The 17308-nt window shown below is 67.6% G+C and carries 17 protein-coding genes and 2 pseudogenes; 6 read left to right on the top strand and 13 right to left on the bottom strand.

Annotated elements, in window-relative coordinates:
• Nucleotides 1–46 precede the first annotated feature (46 nt).
• The 11 genes and pseudogenes from QM019_RS04690 to QM019_RS04640 all read right to left on the bottom strand — a co-directional run bounded on the left by QM019_RS04690 (nucleotide 47) and on the right by QM019_RS04640 (nucleotide 8042).
• Entirely contained in the window at nucleotides 47–625 is a 579-nt protein-coding gene (locus QM019_RS04690) for an NADPH-dependent F420 reductase (RefSeq protein WP_282852051.1), read from the bottom strand.
• Between the two features lie 198 nt (nucleotides 626–823).
• Nucleotides 824–1612, bottom strand: coding sequence for an HpcH/HpaI aldolase family protein (locus tag QM019_RS04685; protein WP_282852049.1), 789 nt, complete (start codon nucleotides 1610–1612; stop codon nucleotides 824–826).
• Nucleotides 1605–2795 carry an MFS transporter gene (locus tag QM019_RS04680; RefSeq protein ID WP_428831957.1) on the bottom strand — a complete coding sequence of 397 codons (1191 nt, stop codon included), beginning with the start codon at nucleotides 2793–2795 and terminating at the stop codon, nucleotides 1605–1607. Before QM019_RS04680 ends, QM019_RS04685 begins: the two co-directional genes overlap by 8 nt.
• 160 nt (nucleotides 2796–2955) lie before the next feature.
• Complete coding sequence (locus tag QM019_RS04675) at nucleotides 2956–3825, bottom strand: zinc-binding dehydrogenase (RefSeq protein WP_428831956.1); 870 nt, start codon at nucleotides 3823–3825, stop codon at nucleotides 2956–2958.
• A 65-nt stretch (nucleotides 3826–3890) separates the two neighbouring features.
• Nucleotides 3891–4055 (bottom strand): annotated as a pseudogene (locus QM019_RS12915) (alcohol dehydrogenase catalytic domain-containing protein); the annotation flags it as partial.
• Nucleotides 4056–4223: 168 nt separating this feature from the next.
• The gene (locus QM019_RS04665; RefSeq protein WP_282852048.1) at nucleotides 4224–5000 is read right to left on the bottom strand and encodes an IclR family transcriptional regulator; all 777 of its coding nucleotides are present in this window, start codon (nucleotides 4998–5000) and stop codon (nucleotides 4224–4226) included.
• Between the two features lie 31 nt (nucleotides 5001–5031).
• Nucleotides 5032–5229: a DNA/RNA helicase domain-containing protein gene (locus QM019_RS04660; RefSeq protein WP_282852047.1), complete on the bottom strand. Its 198-nt coding sequence runs from the start codon at nucleotides 5227–5229 to the stop codon at nucleotides 5032–5034.
• A gap of 16 nt (nucleotides 5230–5245) precedes the next feature.
• Nucleotides 5246–5365, bottom strand: a pseudogene (locus tag QM019_RS04655) (nucleoside triphosphate pyrophosphohydrolase family protein); the annotation flags it as partial.
• Between the two features lie 42 nt (nucleotides 5366–5407).
• Nucleotides 5408–6286, bottom strand: coding sequence for a hypothetical protein (locus QM019_RS04650; RefSeq protein WP_282852046.1), 879 nt, complete (start codon nucleotides 6284–6286; stop codon nucleotides 5408–5410).
• Between the two features lie 13 nt (nucleotides 6287–6299).
• Nucleotides 6300–7607 carry an amino acid permease gene (locus QM019_RS04645; RefSeq protein ID WP_282852045.1) on the bottom strand — a complete coding sequence of 436 codons (1308 nt, stop codon included), beginning with the start codon at nucleotides 7605–7607 and terminating at the stop codon, nucleotides 6300–6302.
• A 153-nt stretch (nucleotides 7608–7760) separates the two neighbouring features.
• Nucleotides 7761–8042: a hypothetical protein gene (locus tag QM019_RS04640; RefSeq protein ID WP_282852044.1), complete on the bottom strand. Its 282-nt coding sequence runs from the start codon at nucleotides 8040–8042 to the stop codon at nucleotides 7761–7763.
• Between the two features lie 542 nt (nucleotides 8043–8584).
• Between QM019_RS04640 and QM019_RS04635 the strand changes: the two genes are divergently transcribed.
• From QM019_RS04635 to QM019_RS04610, 6 genes are all read left to right on the top strand, one after another.
• Nucleotides 8585–9130, top strand: a complete 546-nt coding sequence (locus tag QM019_RS04635) for a hypothetical protein (protein ID WP_282852043.1) — start codon at nucleotides 8585–8587, stop codon at nucleotides 9128–9130.
• Between the two features lie 71 nt (nucleotides 9131–9201).
• Nucleotides 9202–9408: a hypothetical protein gene (locus QM019_RS04630; protein WP_282852042.1), complete on the top strand. Its 207-nt coding sequence runs from the start codon at nucleotides 9202–9204 to the stop codon at nucleotides 9406–9408.
• Between the two features lie 154 nt (nucleotides 9409–9562).
• Nucleotides 9563–9769 carry a cold-shock protein gene (locus QM019_RS04625; RefSeq protein WP_125107821.1) on the top strand — a complete coding sequence of 69 codons (207 nt, stop codon included), beginning with the start codon at nucleotides 9563–9565 and terminating at the stop codon, nucleotides 9767–9769.
• A gap of 135 nt (nucleotides 9770–9904) precedes the next feature.
• Nucleotides 9905–10066, top strand: coding sequence for a hypothetical protein (locus tag QM019_RS04620; RefSeq protein ID WP_282852041.1), 162 nt, complete (start codon nucleotides 9905–9907; stop codon nucleotides 10064–10066).
• 159 nt (nucleotides 10067–10225) lie between these two features.
• Nucleotides 10226–14203, top strand: a complete 3978-nt coding sequence (locus tag QM019_RS04615) for a Pls/PosA family non-ribosomal peptide synthetase (RefSeq protein WP_282852040.1) — start codon at nucleotides 10226–10228, stop codon at nucleotides 14201–14203.
• 27 nt (nucleotides 14204–14230) lie between these two features.
• A complete protein-coding gene (locus QM019_RS04610) occupies nucleotides 14231–15595 on the top strand; it encodes a M1 family metallopeptidase (protein ID WP_282852039.1) in 1365 nt (454 codons plus the stop codon).
• Here the strand turns inward: QM019_RS04610 and QM019_RS04605 are convergent.
• Both QM019_RS04605 and QM019_RS04600 read right to left on the bottom strand, forming a co-directional pair.
• The gene (locus QM019_RS04605; RefSeq protein WP_282852038.1) at nucleotides 15582–16139 is read right to left on the bottom strand and encodes a 4'-phosphopantetheinyl transferase family protein; all 558 of its coding nucleotides are present in this window, start codon (nucleotides 16137–16139) and stop codon (nucleotides 15582–15584) included. The genes QM019_RS04610 and QM019_RS04605 overlap by 14 nt on opposite strands.
• Nucleotides 16140–16155: 16 nt before the next feature.
• Nucleotides 16156–17199: a YeiH family protein gene (locus QM019_RS04600; protein ID WP_282852037.1), complete on the bottom strand. Its 1044-nt coding sequence runs from the start codon at nucleotides 17197–17199 to the stop codon at nucleotides 16156–16158.
• Between the last annotated feature and the right edge of the window lie 109 nt (nucleotides 17200–17308).

Genomic DNA, 17308 nt, shown 5'->3' with positions numbered 1-17308 from the left:
GGCCTCGACCTAGGTCGAGGCCCGCCCCCTGTTGTGGCTGCGAAAACTACGCGACGACAGCGAAGCCGCCGGTCCACTGAATCTTCTCGCCCGCGGCGAGGGTGAGCTGCAGGAAGCCGAGGGCTTCGAGCTCGTGCGCCCGCTTGAGCGAGCCCGCGTCGATGGCCTTGAGGCCACCCGCGACGACGGCGCTTACGAGCTGCGACTTCGCGTCGTCGTCGTCACCGGCGACGAGCACGGTGGTGGCGTTCTCGCCGACCTTGCCCGAGGCGAGGGTCGCGGCAAAGTTCGTGTTGAAGGCCTTGAGCACGCGAGCGCCCGGCAGCTGCTTCTGCAGTTCGGCCGCGGCGGAGCTGCCCTCGGGTACGACGAGCGAGTCGAAGGTCTCGAAGTCGAGCGGGTTGGTGATGTCGACGACGACCTTGCCCTCCAGCTGCTCGCCATAGTTCGCGACGATCTCGGCGAGGGCGGGGAAGGGTACCGCGAGCACGACGACGTCGCCCGAAATGGTGGCACCCGCGCCCTGTTCGTGCGTGATGTGGTCGACCGAAGCGCCGCCGGCAGCGAGGACGCCGCCGATCGCGTTGGCCATGTTGCCAGTGCCGAAGATCGTGAAGGTGGTCATGATTGAACTCCTTTTCGTGCCGCAGCTCTTTGTTGCAGCTTCAAGTAAATACAAGCACTAATCACTTCACGCTGCAACTAAATTTCGGGATGCTCGGGCGGCTCCCAGCCAAGCCAAGACGAACGCACCTGCTGCACCGGAAACGAGAGGTGGGTGCCGACCGCTTTGGTCGACGCCCACCTCTGGGGGAATCACGCGTTAGTAGCTCATGCCCTCGCGCCCGGCAGGCTCGACCTGCTTTGCCGCGTCGAGCTGGCGCTGCGCATCCGCTCGAAGCGACGAGACGTCGTTCGCCGCGGTGATGAACGTGAAGCCCTGCCGCACCCGCTGCGCGGCCTGCTCGCCGTCGGCGCAGTGCACGCCAGCGACCTTGCCGCGCGACGTGGCGGCCTGTGCGACCCGCTCGAGCTCCGCATCCAACCGGGGCAGGATCTCGGGCTCGAACGGCACTGTCGCGCCGAGCGCGAGAGACAGGTCGTACGGACCGACGTAGACGCCGTCGACGCCATCGACGTCGAGGATCGCCTCGAGATCGGCGAGCCCCGCAGCGGTCTCGATCATCACGAGCACGGTGACCGACGCGTCGATTTCGGCCGGGGTGTCCGCAAAGTGCGAGCCGAGGCGCATCGGACCGTAGGAACGGTCACCGCCCGAAGTCGGGTAGCGTGCCGCGCGCGCCGCACTCTCTGCCTCGGCGACCGAGTTCACAAGCGGCACGATCACGCCGTGGGCGCCCGCGTCGAGCACTCGGCCGATCTCTGCGGGCGAGTTCGTCGACCCTCGAGCAAACGGGGTGGCGCCACCCGCGGTGATCGCGAGCAGGGCACGCACCTGCGCGTCGTAGCCGACGAGCCCGTGCTGACCACCCACGCAGACGTAGTCGAAACCGCTGCGCGCGATCTGTTCGGTGCCCACCGGGGAATCGAGCGTGACCCAGGCGCCGAAGCTCGGCGCACCCTGCTGGCGTCCGATCGTTGCGTTAGGCATCGAGATCCTCGTTGTGCCGCACCTTCACGAACGACACCGAGATGAAGCTCACGACGGCGCAGAAGACGACGACCAGGGCGACGGGAATCCAGCTGCCCGAGAATGCGGTGAGCAGCGCGGTGGCGATGAGCGGGGCCGGGCCACCGACGAGTGCGGCGCCGATCTGGTAGCCGAGGGATGCGCCGGTGTAGCGGATCTCGGGCGCAAAGTTCTCGGCGAGCACGGTGCCGATGAGTGAGCCGTAGGTCGGCCAGATGATCGCGAACGAGATGATGATCGCGATGCCGGCGAGCGCCAGGTTGCCGCTCGAGAGCATGGCGAGGTAGGGGAACACGAAGATTGCGACCGCGACGCTACCACCGAGGAACACCTTCTTGCGCCCGATGCGGTCGGAGAGACCGCCGTAAAACAGTATGCCGCCGATGCCGATAATCGAACCGGCGAGTACGAAGCCGAGGACGGCAGTGAAGTCGTAGCCAAAGCCAGTGGCGTAGGAGATCGAGAACGTCGCGAAGATGAAGAACGTGCTGGTTTCGATGAACTTCGCGCCGGTCGAGATGAGAACCTCGCGCCAGTAGTGCTTGAAGACCGTCGCGATCGGGAGCTTCTCGGTGGTGCCCTCGGCCTTGACCTTGCGGAATGACGGGGTTTCGTCGATCTTCGAACGAATCCAGAGGCCGACGACGAGTAGCACACCTGAGAGAAGGAACGGGATGCGCCAGCCGAACTCGGTGAAGGCGTCCTCGGGGAAGATCGCACGGGAGACGATCGTCACGATGTTGCCAAGAACGAGTCCGGTGAGAGCACCGATCTGCGGCACGGCGCCGTAGAAGCCGCGCTTGTTCTTCGGCGCGTACTCGACGGCGAGCAGCAGACCGCCGCCCCACTCGCCGTCGAGGGCGAGTCCCTGGACGAGACGGAGGAACGTCAGGAGAATCGGCGCCGCAACGCCGATCGCGGCGTAGTCCGGCAGCACTCCCATGAGCATGGTCGCGACACCCATCAGCGTGAGGGTGATCACGAGGGTCTTCTTGCGGCCGATGCGGTCACCGATGTGGCTAAAGACCACGCCGCCGAGCGGGCGCACGACGAAGGCAAGCGCGAACGACGCGAAGGCGAGCATCGAGCTTACGGTGGCGTCCTCGCTCGGGAAGAAGTGCACGTTGAAGACAGCGGTCGCCATCGTGCCGCAGAGGAAGTAGTCGTACCACTCGATGGTGGAGCCGACGGCGCTGCCCCAGAGGGCGCGACGTCGGTCCCGGGCACTGACCTGAATGTCAGGCGCGGGTGACGCGTTGGAAGTTGTACAGACATGCTGTCTCCTTTGATAGCCGTGAGTTGCGTTAGGAAGCGGATGCGGCGGTGTTTGGAATCAAGATGGGTCGGCCGATCGCGCCCGTGCGGAGGTGAGCGATGGCGGCGTTTGCCTCTTCAAGGGGGAAGCTCTTGTCGAGCAAGGCTTCGAGCTGGAGCTTGCCGGACTTGTAGAGGTTGAGGATCTCAGGGATCTGGATGGGGCTGTTCGCCGTGCCGTAGAGCGAGCCGACGAGGCGGCGGTCGCCCTGCACGAGCACGTTGACGGGAATCGCGACCTCGTCGCCCACCGCGCCGAGGCCGACGACGACCTCGGTGCCACCGGGCTGCAGGGCCTCGAAGCCGGTGCGGATGGTCTGCGAGCGACCGGTGGCCTCGAGCACGTAGTGCGCGCCGCCGCCCGTGATCTCACGCACCCGCTCGACGAAGTCCTCGGTGCTCGAGTTGATCGTGTGGGTGGCACCGAGCTCGACGGCTTTCTCGAGGCGCGAGGGGACGATGTCGGAGACGATGATCTGCGCCGCGCCGACGAGTTCGGCGGCCATGATCGCGGAGAGGCCGACGCCACCGGCGCCGATGACGACGACCGACTTTCCCGCCAGGTCGGGCATGTGGTTGAGGATCGCGCCCATGCCGGTGATGACCGCGCAGCCCACGATTGCGGCCACCTCGGCCGGGATACTGGGGTCGATCGCGATGAGCGACTCCTGCGAGACGACGGCACGCTCGGCAAAGACCGAGTCGCCCATGAGGTGGTGGTAGCGAACGCCGTCCTTGCTGAGGCGGGTTCCGCCCCGCAGGAGCTCGTTGGTCTGGCCATGAATCTTGCCGAGCTCGCACTGGGCGGGCATGCCCTTGAGGCAGAACTGGCACTCGCCGCAGCGGGGGCGCCACAGCATGATGACCTTGTCGCCGGGGAGACGCGCGTGACGCCCTCGCCGACCGACTCAACGATGCCGGCGCCCTCGTGGCCGAGCACGATCGGTGTCTTCGCGTTCAGGCCACCCGTCAGGTAGTGAACGTCGCTGTGGCAGACGCCTGCAGCCTCGATGCGTACCTGAACCTCGCCGGGCCCGGGCGCATCCAGGTCCAAGTCTTCAAGTACGAGCGGGGAACCCGCCTCATGCATCACCATCGCCCTCATCTGGGCGCCTCCTCGTTGAATTAATGTGGCGCAGCGAACGGCAGTGGCGTCATCGCCATGCGAGCGTTGCTGCGGCAGTGCGGTATCTGCCGCCGGTCACACTATTTCGACGCCGAACAAGGCGGGTAACAGGAGTTCCGGTGAGTGGGACACTTAAAGAGTGCTGAATGCCGAGTTCGCGCGAATGCGTCGGCTGAGTCCGAGTGCCGTGATGCGCACCGCAGTCGCATGCTGCAACACGTTGATGCGGCCGGCCGGGCCGGTCACCGAGATCGCCGCGATCGGGGTGCCATCGGCGCGCAGGAGCGGGCACGCCACGCACTCGACGCCCGGGTTCGATTCCTCGACCTCGTGGGAGTAACCGTTGACGCGCACGAGCTCGAGTTGTTTGCGGAAAGCCTTCTCATCGGCGACAGTCCCGGGGCCGAGCAGTTCGAACTTGGCGGGAATTGCGAGCTGCACCGCCGCATCCGTTGAATGCGCGAGCACGGCCTTGCCACCGGCTGTCGCGTAGGCAGGAACTCGCCCGCCAATGCGGGAGCGGATGTTCATGTCGGAGTCGCGGCCGCGGAGGATTTCGACATACACCTGGTCGGCGCCCTTGAGTACGCTGAGCTGTACTGTGATGCCCGTCGCCTGGCGGAGATCGGCCATGGCGCCGAGCGCGAGCTGGCGGAGTTCCTTCGACCGCTGCGCCAGTTCGCCGAGCTCGAACAGCCGGATGCCGACGCGGACTCCGGAGTCGGCGCGTTCGAGGAAGTCGACCTCGATGAGCTCGCTGACGATGCGCGACACGACCGACTTGGCGAGCCTGCTGCTGCGCGCGATTTCGTTGACGCCGATGACGGGTCGCTCACCGGAAAACGCGCCGAGGACGGCTGCGACTCGGCCAATCATGGAGCGCGGTGTGATCCGCTCATCGGAACTCATGCGAGCCAGTTTACGCGACTCGTGTCGCTCATTAGGCGAAGTAAGTCCGGAGATATTCGCGCAACGACTCGTCGCAGACATAGACAAAGGTGCCTCGAATGCCGCGGGTGAGGAGCACAGAGTAGATGTTTTTCACATACTCGAGGAGGTCGGCGTCGGAATAGGTGATGCCGAGTTTCGGGTTGTTCTCTCGGCCCTTCTTGTCGTGGTACTCGCCACGATCAAACACCAGCTGCTGCGTCGCCGAGCAGTTCACCAGCCTCGATGGTGATGCTCTTCGCGAGGTTTTCGGGCGAGTGGAACTGGGCCCAGTCTCGCTCCGCGACGAATGCGCGCAGCCGCTCACGGACGACATCTTCAGCCATGACCTCAAGCTAGCAGTCGTCCAGGAGACCACCGCACTGGTGTCAGTGATGGATGCCCGCCGGGTTGACGGTGTTGCCTTCCCAAGACAGATCCGAGTGTTCGTCAACCTCGAACGCCTCGAACGTGGGGTCGGCCAGCACCGCGTCGACGAGCCCGCGGCTACCAGCGACGATGGTCGAATCCCAGTCGATCTCGCTAGCGACGACCCACGATTGGTCGGCCGGCCAGAGCAGCTGTGGTGTGACCCCGTCGTCATCGTTCGTTGCGCCGAGGCCGGCACCGCGCATCCAGCCCGGGTCGCTGAGCTCGGCGAGGCTCGTGTCGAACAGCAGGAACTCGCGGCCGGGCCACTCGAGCCAGGGGCCCCGGCGCACGGCCTCGCGCACCTCGGGCGCGACGGATGCGCGCGCCTCGGCCTCGAGGCGTGCCCGTTCGCGCTTCGCCTCGGCCTCGTCGGTGCCGAAGGCAATGTAGGCGCTCGAGCCGCCATCGTGGAGTTCGCCCCAGCCGTTCCAGACACCGACGGTGACCTCGTCGGGCGTGGTCGTCGCGGCGCTGAGGTGCGCCGTGAGCGCGGCGAGCAAGCGGGGGTCAAGGCGGCCCTCGTCACCTTGTGAGACTTCCCAGCCGTCGCTGAACGAGAGCGACGTCTCGTCGTCGGTGAGCCGGCGCCACTGCACGAGCGGATGCATGACGCGGCCGTTGCGCTCGGCGATGCGCGCCCATCCCCAGCGCCCATCTTCGGTCATGCGGGGCGAGCCCCACTCATCGATCTCGGGGCCGAAGCGCCACGCGTTAGCGGGGTGGAGGATGCGCGCGTAGGCCTCGAAGCCCGTGCCGGCGACGCCGCCGACGTGGGCCCAGTCTCCGACGCGGTGGCGCAGCCAGTCGCCACGCTGCGTGTCGCGAGTGAACTTCATGCCAAGTACCGCGCTAGCGATCGGTGCCCTGGCGCCACCGCTCGGCGAGCTCGCGCTCGCGAGCCGCGACGGCGCGGTGCTCGTCGCGGGCGCGACGATGGGCGGATGTGCGGCGCAGTCCGAGGTAGCCAATACCGAGCAGCGCGAACCACACCGGCGTCGCGACGAGCCCGACTCTCGTGTCGGCGTCACCCGTGAATGCCCAGAGCAGGAACACGAAGAACGCGAGCACGACCCATGGCATGACCCGACTGAACGGCATGCGGAACTTGCTCACCGCGTGCTCTTGCGGCCGACGCTTGCGGTAGACGATGTAACTGACGAGGATCATGCTCCACACGAACATGAAGCAGAGCGACGACACCGTTGTGACGATCGCGAAGCCGGTCGATTCGCCGAGGCCGAAGGCGAGCATCGCGACCGACGAGAGCAGCACGACTCCAGTCAGGAAGAGCGCGTTCTGGGGCACATTGCGCCGCGACAGGCGCGCGAATAGCGACGGCGCATCCTGCTCGGTCGCGAGCCCGTAGACCATGCGCGAGGTCGAGTAGATGCCCGAGTTGGCCGACGACATTGCCGAGGTGAGCACGACGAGGTTGACGATGGCAGCGGCGGCCGGCAGTCCTGCGGCGTCGAATACCTGAATGAAGGGGGAGTTGTCGGCGTCGTAGGAGGTCCACGGCATCACCGACATCAGCACGACGAGCGAGCCGATATAGAAGAGCAGAATGCGCACCGGAATCGAGTTGACGGCCTTCGGCAGGTTACGGTCGGGGTCTTGCGTCTCGGCCGCGGTCGTGCCGACGAGCTCAATGCCGACGAAGGCGAACGTCGCGATCTGGAACGCGGCGACGAAGCCCATGAACCCTGTTGAGAAGAAGCCGCCGTCGGCCCAGAGGTGCGCGAAGCTCGCGCGGCCGTGCTCACTCTCGTAGCCGAGCAGAATGAGCGCGAGGCCGGCGATGATGAGTGCGACGACTGCGACAATCTTCACCATCGCGAACCAGAACTCGGTCTCGCCGAACGCACGCACGGTCGGCAGGTTGAGGCCGATGAGGATGAGGATGACGACGAGCGCGATCACCGGCAGTGACCACTCGGGCAACGCCGGGGCGAGGTGTACGACGTAGACTGAGGGGCCCGCGACCGAGATGGTCTTGCCCGAGCCCATAAAGAGGCCCGTGCCGATCGCGCCGCCAATGGCGATGAGCTGAATGTGGCGACTCTGCAGCGCCCGCTTGAGATGCGGTTGCTCGCCGAGCGGCGAGGTGGCTGCGCTGACGGTCGGCGTCGGTGCGGTCGGGTTCGTCTGCGGGCTCATGGAGGTCAACGGTACTCGCGCGCGGCGCGGGTCGAAATCAGCGAAGCGGATGAGCGGGGGCAGCGCGCCGGGCGGCGGAGCCCGGGGCGGTCTGATGAGAGACCACCTCGGGCCCCACCGGCATTGAGGTCCGCGCTGTCATCACGCACGCACCTAGAACATGCGGCGTTGCAGCCCCGCCACCGCGAACTTGCGCTCTCGTTCGGCCTGGTCACGCTCGACTTCCTGCTGCACACGGTGGCGCAGCAGCAGCGCCTCGGCTTCGAGCCGTCCTTTGACGCGTCGGCGCTCGGCGCGCAGCACGAGCCAGACGCCCATGCGGAGCGAAACGCGGTCGAAGAACGTGAGGCCTTCGAATTGTTCTTGAACGGGTAATTGAACGGACAGTTGTTGATGATTGCGGTCGGTGGAAACGAACTGAACGCTTTTGTTCACGAGAAAGACTTTCGAGTCACAAAGAAGTAATTGCGCACGCCAAAGAATTGGCGGTGGGGAAATTGCGGCGATGCAGTAATTCCCGGCTCGAGAATGTTCGAGGGGATGCACGGCGGCAGTGCAGAGACGTTGCCCGCATCGAGCCAGCGATGCTGATTCGCGCAGATCAAGCGGGCAGAAGTCCAGCCTGGTGCCTAGTGGAGGGCTACTCCCGGGGCGCAGCGAAGGGAAATCGGCGTGCCGGCAACGACGGTGCCTGACTGAATGAACCGAGTTGAAATTACCATTTTACTGCCCCCTTTCTTTGAGACTCATTCAACGTACGCAACCGAATGCGCTCGCGTCAAGCCAATTTGCGAAATACCTTGAAAGTTGTCGATCGCGCTCGCGCTCGTGCAAGTTTTGCGAGGGGTGTATCCGAATTCAACTCAGGAGCAGTGGTTCGAGCCGGCGTACAACACGGCCCGAACCACCGGCGTAAAAACGCGCGAGAGTCTCCAAATTCCCGTTCCGCCACGAGGCTCAGACCTAGGCTCCCCGACATGTCTTCAGCCTCAACGTCGAACAGCGAACGCCTCGCCACCTCCGTCGGCAGCGACACGATTGCTGGGACGCTCTGGCACCCCGCGGCCACTCCGGTCGGCGTCGTCATCGTCAACCCGGCCACCGCGACCCCCGAACGCTTCTATTCGACCTTCGCCGAATACCTCACAAGCCGCGGGCTCGGCTACATGCCTGGCAAGCGTCTCGGCATCGGCGAGGATCTTCCCGCAGCCGCGATGCTCGAATGGGGCCGTTGGGCGCGCAAGCCGCGCTACTTCTTCGACGACCCGAGCATGGGCGCCGTCGAGCGTGCGGCAGCGGTCGACCTCGAGGTGCTCGCCAGCGGCGCCTCCGACGACCCGTGGGCGTCCCCGAGCCAGATGGATGCGCTGACGCGGCACCTGACCTCGGCCAAGGTCGAGCGGCGCACCTATTCGCCGGCCGATCTCGGCACGGCAAACCTCGGGCATCACGGCCTCCTGCGCCGCAAGGTGGGCGAAGCGGCGTGGCCCAAACTCGTCGACTGGCTCACCGCATCCGAGTGAATGCCGCCGCGGCGGCGTGGCATCGGCGCCGAAACGGCCGCGCCCGGTGGCCGCGTGCGAGGGGGAGCGCGATGACCGCGACCAGCATTGCCCAGCTGCTCGGACGCGCCTATCTCAACGCGCATCTCGAGTTGCACACGATCGATACCGAGCGGCGGCGCGACGACATGGTTGCCGATGATTGGGTACCTCTCGCTGTTCCTGCTCAGGCGACCGGACCGGTCTCGACGCTGTATGCAAAGTTCTGGGCGCGCCGAGCAGGTGCTGAGGCACGATAGGCTTGAATAAGGATTCCGTGTGCACACCTGTGCATGCGCGAATAGTGCGGCCCCGTGCATCACCTGATGTGCGACCGTACGACCTACCCGCGGCGGTGCCATCGTCGCGGTATCAGGGATCAAGACCGGTCCACGACAAAGAAAGTATGACGTCATGGCCACAGGCACCGTCAAATGGTTCAACTCGGAAAAGGGCTACGGCTTCATCGCGCCCGACGATGGTTCGGCTGACCTGTTCGCGCACTTCAGCGCGATCAACGGCAGCGGCTTCCGCGGTCTCGAAGAGGGCCAGAAGGTTGAGTTCGACGCAGAGCAGGGCCCCAAGGGCATGCAGGCGGCGAACATCACCGTTATCTCGTAGTACGACTACGTAGTGGCGCTCCGCCCGGGCTTGATCGCCCGGGTGGGGCGCTCTTGTCGTTTCCGGTGTGACGCCGCAGCACCGGCCCGTGCGCGGGTTTGGGGGATCCCAAGGTCCAGAGCACGACGGGCGGCGGTGCTCGCGTCCGGCTTCCACCTCTATTCGGTGACGGCACTCGAGGCGATCGTGATCGGACTCGGTCTGCTCTGGCTCACGACCGAGGTGCGGATGCTCGCGGTGCGGACGTCGAAGGCGACCCGCCCGGCGCGACGCACGACCATCTTCATTGTTCGGTGAGACGCGCGGTCACGAAAGCTCCCCGCCGAGGTAAACAACCGGCGAAGTTCGCCTAACTGGCGCCGATGCGCGGCCTCCGGTGTCGCTGGCTGGTGCGAGAATAGAGGTTGTCGCATTGATCCGACTTCCGCGGATCCCGAAGAAGGAGCACCGGAGAACTTGGATACAGCCCTGCCCCCAGCGCAGCCGTCCCCGAACGCGCAAGAGGTGTTGCGCCGTGCCAGCCACGCGCCGGCGCCCCGCACGCTGATCGACATTTTGCGGGCGACGGCGGCGGAGCATCCCGATGCGTCGGCGATTGACGACGGCTCGGCGGCGCTGAGCTATGGCCAATTGCTCGAAGAGGTCGAGGCGATGGCTGACACGCTGCGGGCCGCGGGCGTGCGCCCCGGCGACCGGGTCGGCGTGCGCGTCGACTCGGGTTCGCAGTCGCTCTATATTGCGATTCTCGCGATCATGCGAGCCCGCGCGGCCTACGTGCCGGTCGACGCCGATGACACCGAGGAGCGCGCGAACCTCGTGTTCGGCGAGGCCCACGTCGCCGGCATCATTGGCAACGAGGGCTACGTGCCGAGCGAACGTGAGCTCGGTGGCGTCGAACCGCCCGAGACGCCGATCGACTCGGCCGACCCGGCCCTCGAAGAGGACGCCTGGATCATCTTCACCTCTGGCTCGACGGGCGTTCCGAAGGGCGTCGCCGTGACGCACCGCTCGGCCGCCGCCTTCGTCGACGCTGAGGCGAATATGTTCCTCCAGCAGGATCCGCTCGGCCCCGGCGACCGCGTGCTCGCCGGTCTCTCGGTCGCGTTTGACGCGTCGTGTGAGGAGATGTGGCTTGCGTGGCGTCACGGTGCGTGTCTCGTGCCCGCCCCGCGCGCGCTTGTGCGCTCGGGCGAGGACCTCGCGCAGTGGCTCGTGCGCCAGAGCATCTCGGTGGTCTCGACCGTGCCGACGCTCGCCGCGATGTGGCCGGCCGAGTCGATCGAGAACGTGCGACTGCTCATCTTCGGTGGCGAGGCCTGCCCGCCCGAGCTCGCCGCCCGCCTCGTCGAGGAGGAGCGCGAGGTCTGGAACACCTACGGTCCGACCGAGGCCACGGTCGTCTCATGCGGCTGCCAGCTCGACGGCGTCTCGCCGATCAGCATCGGCCTGCCGCTTGGCGGCTGGGACCTCGCCGTCGTCGACGCCGAGGGCAACCCCGTGGCGCCCGGCGAACAGGGCGAGCTCATCATCGGCGGCGTCGGCCTGGCGCACTACCTCGACCCCGCCAAGGATGCCGAGAAGTACGCGCCGATGCCGTCGCTCGGCTGGGACCGTGCCTACCGCTCGGGCGACCTGGTGCGCTTTGAAGAGACCGGGCTGATGTTCCTCGGCCGCGCCGACGACCAGGTCAAGGTCGGCGGCCGCCGCATCGAGCTCGGCGAGGTCGAGAACGCGCTGCAGGACCTCCCCGGCGTAACCGCGGCCGCGGCCGCCGTGCGCAAGAGCGAGGCCGGCGTCGCCGTGCTCGTCGGCTATCTCGTCGTCGAGGGCAACGGCGGCGAGCTCGACCGCGCGCACGCCCGCGACTACCTCGCCTCGCGCCTCGCGGCCGGCGTCATGCCGCTGCTCGCGGTCGTCGACGAACTGCCCATCCGCACCTCGGGCAAGGTCGACCGCGCCGCGCTGCCATGGCCGATTCCCGGCGCCGGCGCGGGGGAGGGACTCGACGCGAACCCCGACCTCACCGACGCCGAACGTTGGCTCGGCGAGCAGTGGCAGGCCGTTCTCGGCGTGCCGGTGCCGTCGGTGACCGCCGACTTCTTCGACCTTGGGGGCGGGTCGCTCGCCGCGGCGCAACTCGTGTCGCGCATCCGCAGCCGAGTGCCCGAGTTCACCGTTGCCGACATCTACGACGTGCCGCGTCTCGCGGCGATGGCGAAGGCGGTCGCGGCGACGGACGCGAATGCCGATCCCGACAGCTACCACCAGCCACGGCCGACGCCGAAGCGCACGCAGTGGGCGCAGACGCTCGCGGGCATCCCGCTGTTCATCGCGAGCGGCGTGCGCTGGCTGCTCTACCTGCTCACCGCGAGCACGATCCTGCACGCGATCGACCCGGTCGCGTTTGCCGTGCTGCCTGAAGTCTCGTGGTGGGTGCTCATCATCGGCCTCGTGATCGTGTCGACCCCGTTCGGTCGCATGTCGATCGCCGTGCTTGTTGCCCGGCTGCTGCTCGCGGGCGTCAAGCCTGGCGACTATCCGCGTGGCGGCGGCGTGCACATGCGTCTCTGGCTCGCTGAGCAGTTCGCGACGCAGATCGACGCGGTCGGACTGGCCGGCGCCCCGTGGGTGTCGGTCTACGCCCGGCTGCTCGGCGCGAAGGTTGATAAGGAGGTCAGCCTCCACTCGCTGCCGCCGATCACCGGCATGCTTGCGGTCGGCCGCGGCAGCGCGATCGAACCCGAGGTCGACCTTACCGGCTACTGGATCGACGGCGACCTGCTGCGTCTCGGTGGCGTGCGGATCGGCAACAACGTCACCGTCGGCGCACGCTCGACGCTCGCGCCGGGCACCCGGGTCGACGACGGTGCCGAGATCGCGCCCGGCTCGGCCGTGTTCGGCCGCGTGAAGTCGGAGCAGCTCTGGGCCGGTTCGCCGGCCGTGCGCATCGGCGGCGCGAAGGACTCGAAGAAGCGCAAAGCGCTCGAAGGCTGGCCGAAGGGCGTCGCGCCGCAGCGCCCGATCTGGAAGCTCGCCTACGGCATCTCGTCGGTCGGCCTCGCGCTGCTGCCGTTCGTCGCGTTCACGATCGGCGCGCTGGTGCTCGTGCAGGGAATCCGTGGTGCCGAGACGCTGCTCGGCGCGTTCGGCGGCGCGATGGCGTGGCTCGTACCCGCCGTGCTGGCCGCCGGAGTCGTCTACGCGGGCGCCGTCGTCGTGCTCGTGCGCCTGCTCTCGATTGGGATGCGCGAGGGCACCTACCCGGTGCACAGCCGCCAGGGCTGGGCGGCCTGGACCACCGAGCGCCTGCTCGACGCGGCCCGAAACTTCCTCTTCCCCCTCTACTCGAGCCTGTTCACACCGATTTGGCTGCGGATGCTCGGGGCCAAGGTGGGCAAGAATGTCGAGGCCTCGACGGTACTGCTGCTGCCGAAGATGGCGCGCATCGACGATGGCGCATTCCTCGCCGACGACACGTTGGTGGCCTCGTACGAGCTGCACCGCGGCTGGCTGCGTATCGGCCAGGTACGCATCGGCAAGAAGGCGTTCCTCGGTAACTCCGGCATGGCCGGCCCCGGCCACAAGGTGCCGAAGAACTCGCTCGTCGCGGTGCTCTCGGTCGCGCCGTCGAAGGCGAAGTCGGGCTCGTCGTGGCTCGGCTCGCCAGCGACCCGCCTGCGGCGTGTGACGCAGGATGGCGACGACGAGCGCACGTACAACCCCGGCGGCCGCCTGCGCATTGCGCGCACGCTCTGGGAACTCTGTCGCATCGTGCCGGTGCTCGTCACCTGCGGGCTTGGCGTCGCGGTGCTGTTCACGTTCGCCTGGCTGTGGGAGACGACGGGCCCGCTGTGGACCCTTCTCCTCTCAGGTGTCGTCATGCTCGTCGCCGGCGGCGTTGCGGCGCTCATCACCACCGTCGCAAAGTGGACGATCGTCGGCCCGATCCGCGTCGGCGAGCATCCGCTCTGGTCGAGCTTCGTGTGGCGCACCGAGGTGAGCGACACATTCACCGAGATGCTCGCCGCGCCCTGGTTCGCGCGTTCGGCCATCGGCACGCCCGCGATGGCGGTGTGGCTACGCTCGCTCGGAGTGAAGGTCGGTCACGGTGTCTGGTGCGACACCTACTGGCTGCCCGAGCCCGACCTCGTCACGCTCGGCGACGGCTCGACCGTGAACCGCGGGTGCGTCGTGCAGACGCACCTGTTCCATGACCGCATCATGAGCATCGACAGGGTCGAGCTCGGCGCGGGCGCAACGCTCGGCCCACACAGCGTGGTGCTGCCCGCTGCGCGCATCGGCGACCATGCCACGGTCGGCCCCGCGTCGCTCGTGATGCGTGGCGAGACGGTGCCCGTTGGCTCGCGCTGGAGCGGAAATCCCATCGGCCCGTGGCGTGCCGTGAAGGTGCGCGCCTACCAATCCACCAACTAACCGCGCTCGCGCGCTGAGATTCTCCGAATGAAGTCACTTTCGACGCTACCTACCGCTTTTCCGCACCCCTACATGCCCGACTCCGGCGACGGCCGGTACTCGGTCGAGCACTACGAACTCGAGCTCGATTACACCCCGCGCACGAACCGGCTCGAGGGTACCGCGACCCTGCGCATCCTCGTGCTCGAGGCGACGAAGTCGCTGCGGGTCGACCTGCACGCGCTCAAGGCGTCGAAGGTGAGGGTGCGCGGCAAGCTCCACAAGCAGTTCACACAGGATCGCCGCAGCGTGCAGCTCAAGTTTGGTGACCGGCTCGCGGCGGGGGCCCGCTTCGAGGTTGAGGTCGAGTACGGGGGCCGGCCTGGCCCAGTGCGCTCGAAGTGGGGGCAGATTGGCTGGGAAGAGCTCGAGAACGGCGCCCTCGTCGCCTCACAGCCGACCGGTGCGCCGACCTGGTTCCCCTGCAACGACCGCGTGGACGACCGCGCCACCTACGACATCGCCTTCACCTGCGACAAGGATTTCTTCGTCGCGGCGACCGGCAAGCCGGGGCGTGTGTCGTCGCGCGGCGGCAAGCGCACGTGGCGCTTCGCGAGCTCGGTGCCGACGGCGACCTACCTCGTCGCCGTGCACGTCGGCGAGTACCGCGAATACAAGCTCGGCGCGGGCCGCATCGTCACGCCGCCCGCGCAGTGGCCGCGCGTGCGCCAGGCGTTCTCACCCATGCCGAAGATGGTCGAGGTGTTCGAGGACTGGTTCGGTCAGTACCCGCAGGTCGACCTCACGACGGTCGTGACTGAGGAAGAACTCGAGATTCCGCTCGAGGCGCAGGGCATGGCGACGTTCGGTGCGAACCACTGCGCGGCCGACGAGCAACGGCTCATTGCGCACGAGCTCGCGCACCAGTGGTTCGGCAACAGCGTCGACATTCGCCAGTGGGCCGACATCTGGCTCAACGAAGGCTTCGCCTGTTACGCCGAATGGGTGTGGTCGGAGGCAGCGGGCGGCCAGACCATCGCCGAGTGCGCGGAGCATCACTACGCGCAACTTGTGCGCGAGCGGCAGGACTTGGTGCTTGCCGATCCGGGTGAGCGGCAGTTGTTCGACGACCGCGTCTACAAGCGCGGCGCCCTGCTGCTCGAGTCGCTGCGGCGCACGGTCGGCGACGACGTGTTCCGGGCCGTGCTGCGGCGTTGGGCTTCGAAGTATCGCCACCGACTCGTTGGCACGGAAGATTTCCTCGCGGTGGTCGAGGAAGTCGCGGGCATTCCGACGCAGGCCGACCTATGGAAGGCGTGGCTCCACGAGAAGCCGCTGCCGCCGCTGCCTCCCGTGACGCCAGCGACGCCTCCGACCCCGGCAGCCCCTCTGCCGCCCCCTACCTCCGCGTAGCGACGGTCCACCGCGCGCAGAGCGCCACGACGATCGGCCAGGAGTCGGTTTCGGCCGCGTCCGGCACGGTGGGCAGCGTGACGTGCTCGAGGTCGTAGCCCGCCGTATCCGCCCGCTGCCAGTCACCGCGTAGGCCCGTGCCCTTCGCCTTCGCGACGGACTCAAGGGCGGTCCAGGCCCGGATGCTCGAGTCCGGGCAGTCGGGCAGGGCCTCGGCAATCGCGGCCCGGGTTCGGGGAGAGTCGGCCTCGGCGTCGATGCCGAACTCGGCAACGCCGATGGGCGCCAACGCGACGACCGCCACGCCGGCGGCATAGCTCACACTGACGCGCGGGATGCGCTCGCGTGTGGAGGCGATGACTCGCAGCGGGCCATGCTCGCGGCTGCCACAGACGGCGCACGCCTGCGTAAAGGCGATGTTGCCGAAGTCGGGCGCGAGCAGCCCGCGCAGCAGACCGCGGGCGATCTCACGCCGCGGCGCGCCCGCCGCCGTCGCCCAGGCGAGGCGCGCGCCGCCGGGCGTCTTGAGCTGCTGCGTCTCCACGCGAGCATCGTACGCGTCAGGCGGCGACGAGAACCCCGCCGAGCGCGATGCCAGCGACGAGCACGGTAGCTGCAGCGGCGAGGGCGAACGGTCGGGCGCCGACCTTGCGCAGCTGCGCGACGCGCACGCCGCAGCCGAGGCCGAACATCGCCGCCGCGAGGAGCACCGTCTGTAGTTGCCCGGCGAGGTCGAGGGCCATGGTCGGCAGTGGCACGAACGAGCGCAGCAGCACGGCGGCGAGAAACCCGACGATGAACAGCGGCAGAATCGGCGGCAGTTTCGGCGCCGACTGCTCGGCGTGCGCTGCGGCCTCTCGCCGGGCGCGGATGCTCAGCACGGCCATGACCGGCGCGAGCAGCAGCACGCGCGCGAGCTTCACGAGCACGGCGACCGTGAGCGCGCCACCGCCAACGATGCCGCCGATCGCCACGACCTGCGCGATTTCGTGGGTCGAACCGCCGGCCCACATGCCGCCCATGCGCGCATCCAGGCCGAGCAGGGTCGCTAGGCCGGGTACCGCGAAGATCATGATCGTGCCGAAGATGACGACGAGGGCAACCGCGGTGACCGTGTCCTGTTCGTGCTCGTCGTCGGGGTCGGTGACGCCGGCGGTGCCCGCGACCGCAGCGGCGCCGCAGATGGAGAAGCCGCAGGCGATGAGGAGACGCAATTGCCGCGGCACGCCGAAGAGACGACCGAGCGCGAGCGTGCCGAAGATGCCGCCGCCGACGATGGTGAGCACCACGAGCAGTATCGGGCCCCCGAGGGCGACGATGTCGCCAAGCATGAGCTGCAGGCCGAGCAGCACGATGCCCGCCCGCAACAGGTGCTTCGCGGCGAAGCTGATGCCCGGCGCAAGCGGCGCGCGAATGAGGCCCGTGTTCGCCGCGACGACGCCGAGGATGATCGCGAGCAGCATCGCGCTCAGCCCGGGTACGAGCATCCCCACCGCCATCGACACCATCGCGGCCGCGACCGCGATGACCGTGCCGGGCGCCGCTGAGCGGATGCGAGGGGCGAGGGCGGACTGGGCTGGTGCGTCGACGGTGGTGGAGGCCATGTCGTCGATGTTTCCGCGCCGTGTGCCCGCACGGTAGAGGCACCTTTCGGCAGGGGTACCGGTGCGTCTTGTAACGGGCTTTCGCGGGCGCCCTGTGGATTGCCGAGCG

Source organism: Gulosibacter sediminis, assembly GCF_030011715.1.
GTDB lineage: Bacteria > Actinomycetota > Actinomycetes > Actinomycetales > Microbacteriaceae > Gulosibacter > Gulosibacter sediminis.
Note: the sequence above shows the minus strand (reverse complement) of the source record. Positions and strands in the feature narration are given on the sequence as shown.

Coding starts and splice junctions, on each gene's coding strand:
- QM019_RS04690 (WP_282852051.1), bottom strand. CDS start 625: ATGACCACCTTCACGATCTTCGGCACTGGCAACATGGCCAACGCGATC.
- QM019_RS04685 (WP_282852049.1), bottom strand. CDS start 1,612: ATGCCTAACGCAACGATCGGACGCCAGCAGGGTGCGCCGAGCTTCGGC.
- QM019_RS04680 (WP_428831957.1), bottom strand. CDS start 2,795: ATGGCGACCGCTGTCTTCAACGTGCACTTCTTCCCGAGCGAGGACGCC.
- QM019_RS04675 (WP_428831956.1), bottom strand. CDS start 3,825: ATGCTGTGGCGCCCCCGCTGCGGCGAGTGCCAGTTCTGCCTCAAGGGC.
- QM019_RS04665 (WP_282852048.1), bottom strand. CDS start 5,000: ATGAGTTCCGATGAGCGGATCACACCGCGCTCCATGATTGGCCGAGTC.
- QM019_RS04650 (WP_282852046.1), bottom strand. CDS start 6,286: ATGAAGTTCACTCGCGACACGCAGCGTGGCGACTGGCTGCGCCACCGC.
- QM019_RS04645 (WP_282852045.1), bottom strand. CDS start 7,607: ATGAGCCCGCAGACGAACCCGACCGCACCGACGCCGACCGTCAGCGCA.
- QM019_RS04635 (WP_282852043.1), top strand. CDS start 8,585: ATGTCTTCAGCCTCAACGTCGAACAGCGAACGCCTCGCCACCTCCGTC.
- QM019_RS04630 (WP_282852042.1), top strand. CDS start 9,202: ATGACCGCGACCAGCATTGCCCAGCTGCTCGGACGCGCCTATCTCAAC.
- QM019_RS04625 (WP_125107821.1), top strand. CDS start 9,563: ATGGCCACAGGCACCGTCAAATGGTTCAACTCGGAAAAGGGCTACGGC.
- QM019_RS04610 (WP_282852039.1), top strand. CDS start 14,231: ATGAAGTCACTTTCGACGCTACCTACCGCTTTTCCGCACCCCTACATG.
- QM019_RS04600 (WP_282852037.1), bottom strand. CDS start 17,199: ATGGCCTCCACCACCGTCGACGCACCAGCCCAGTCCGCCCTCGCCCCT.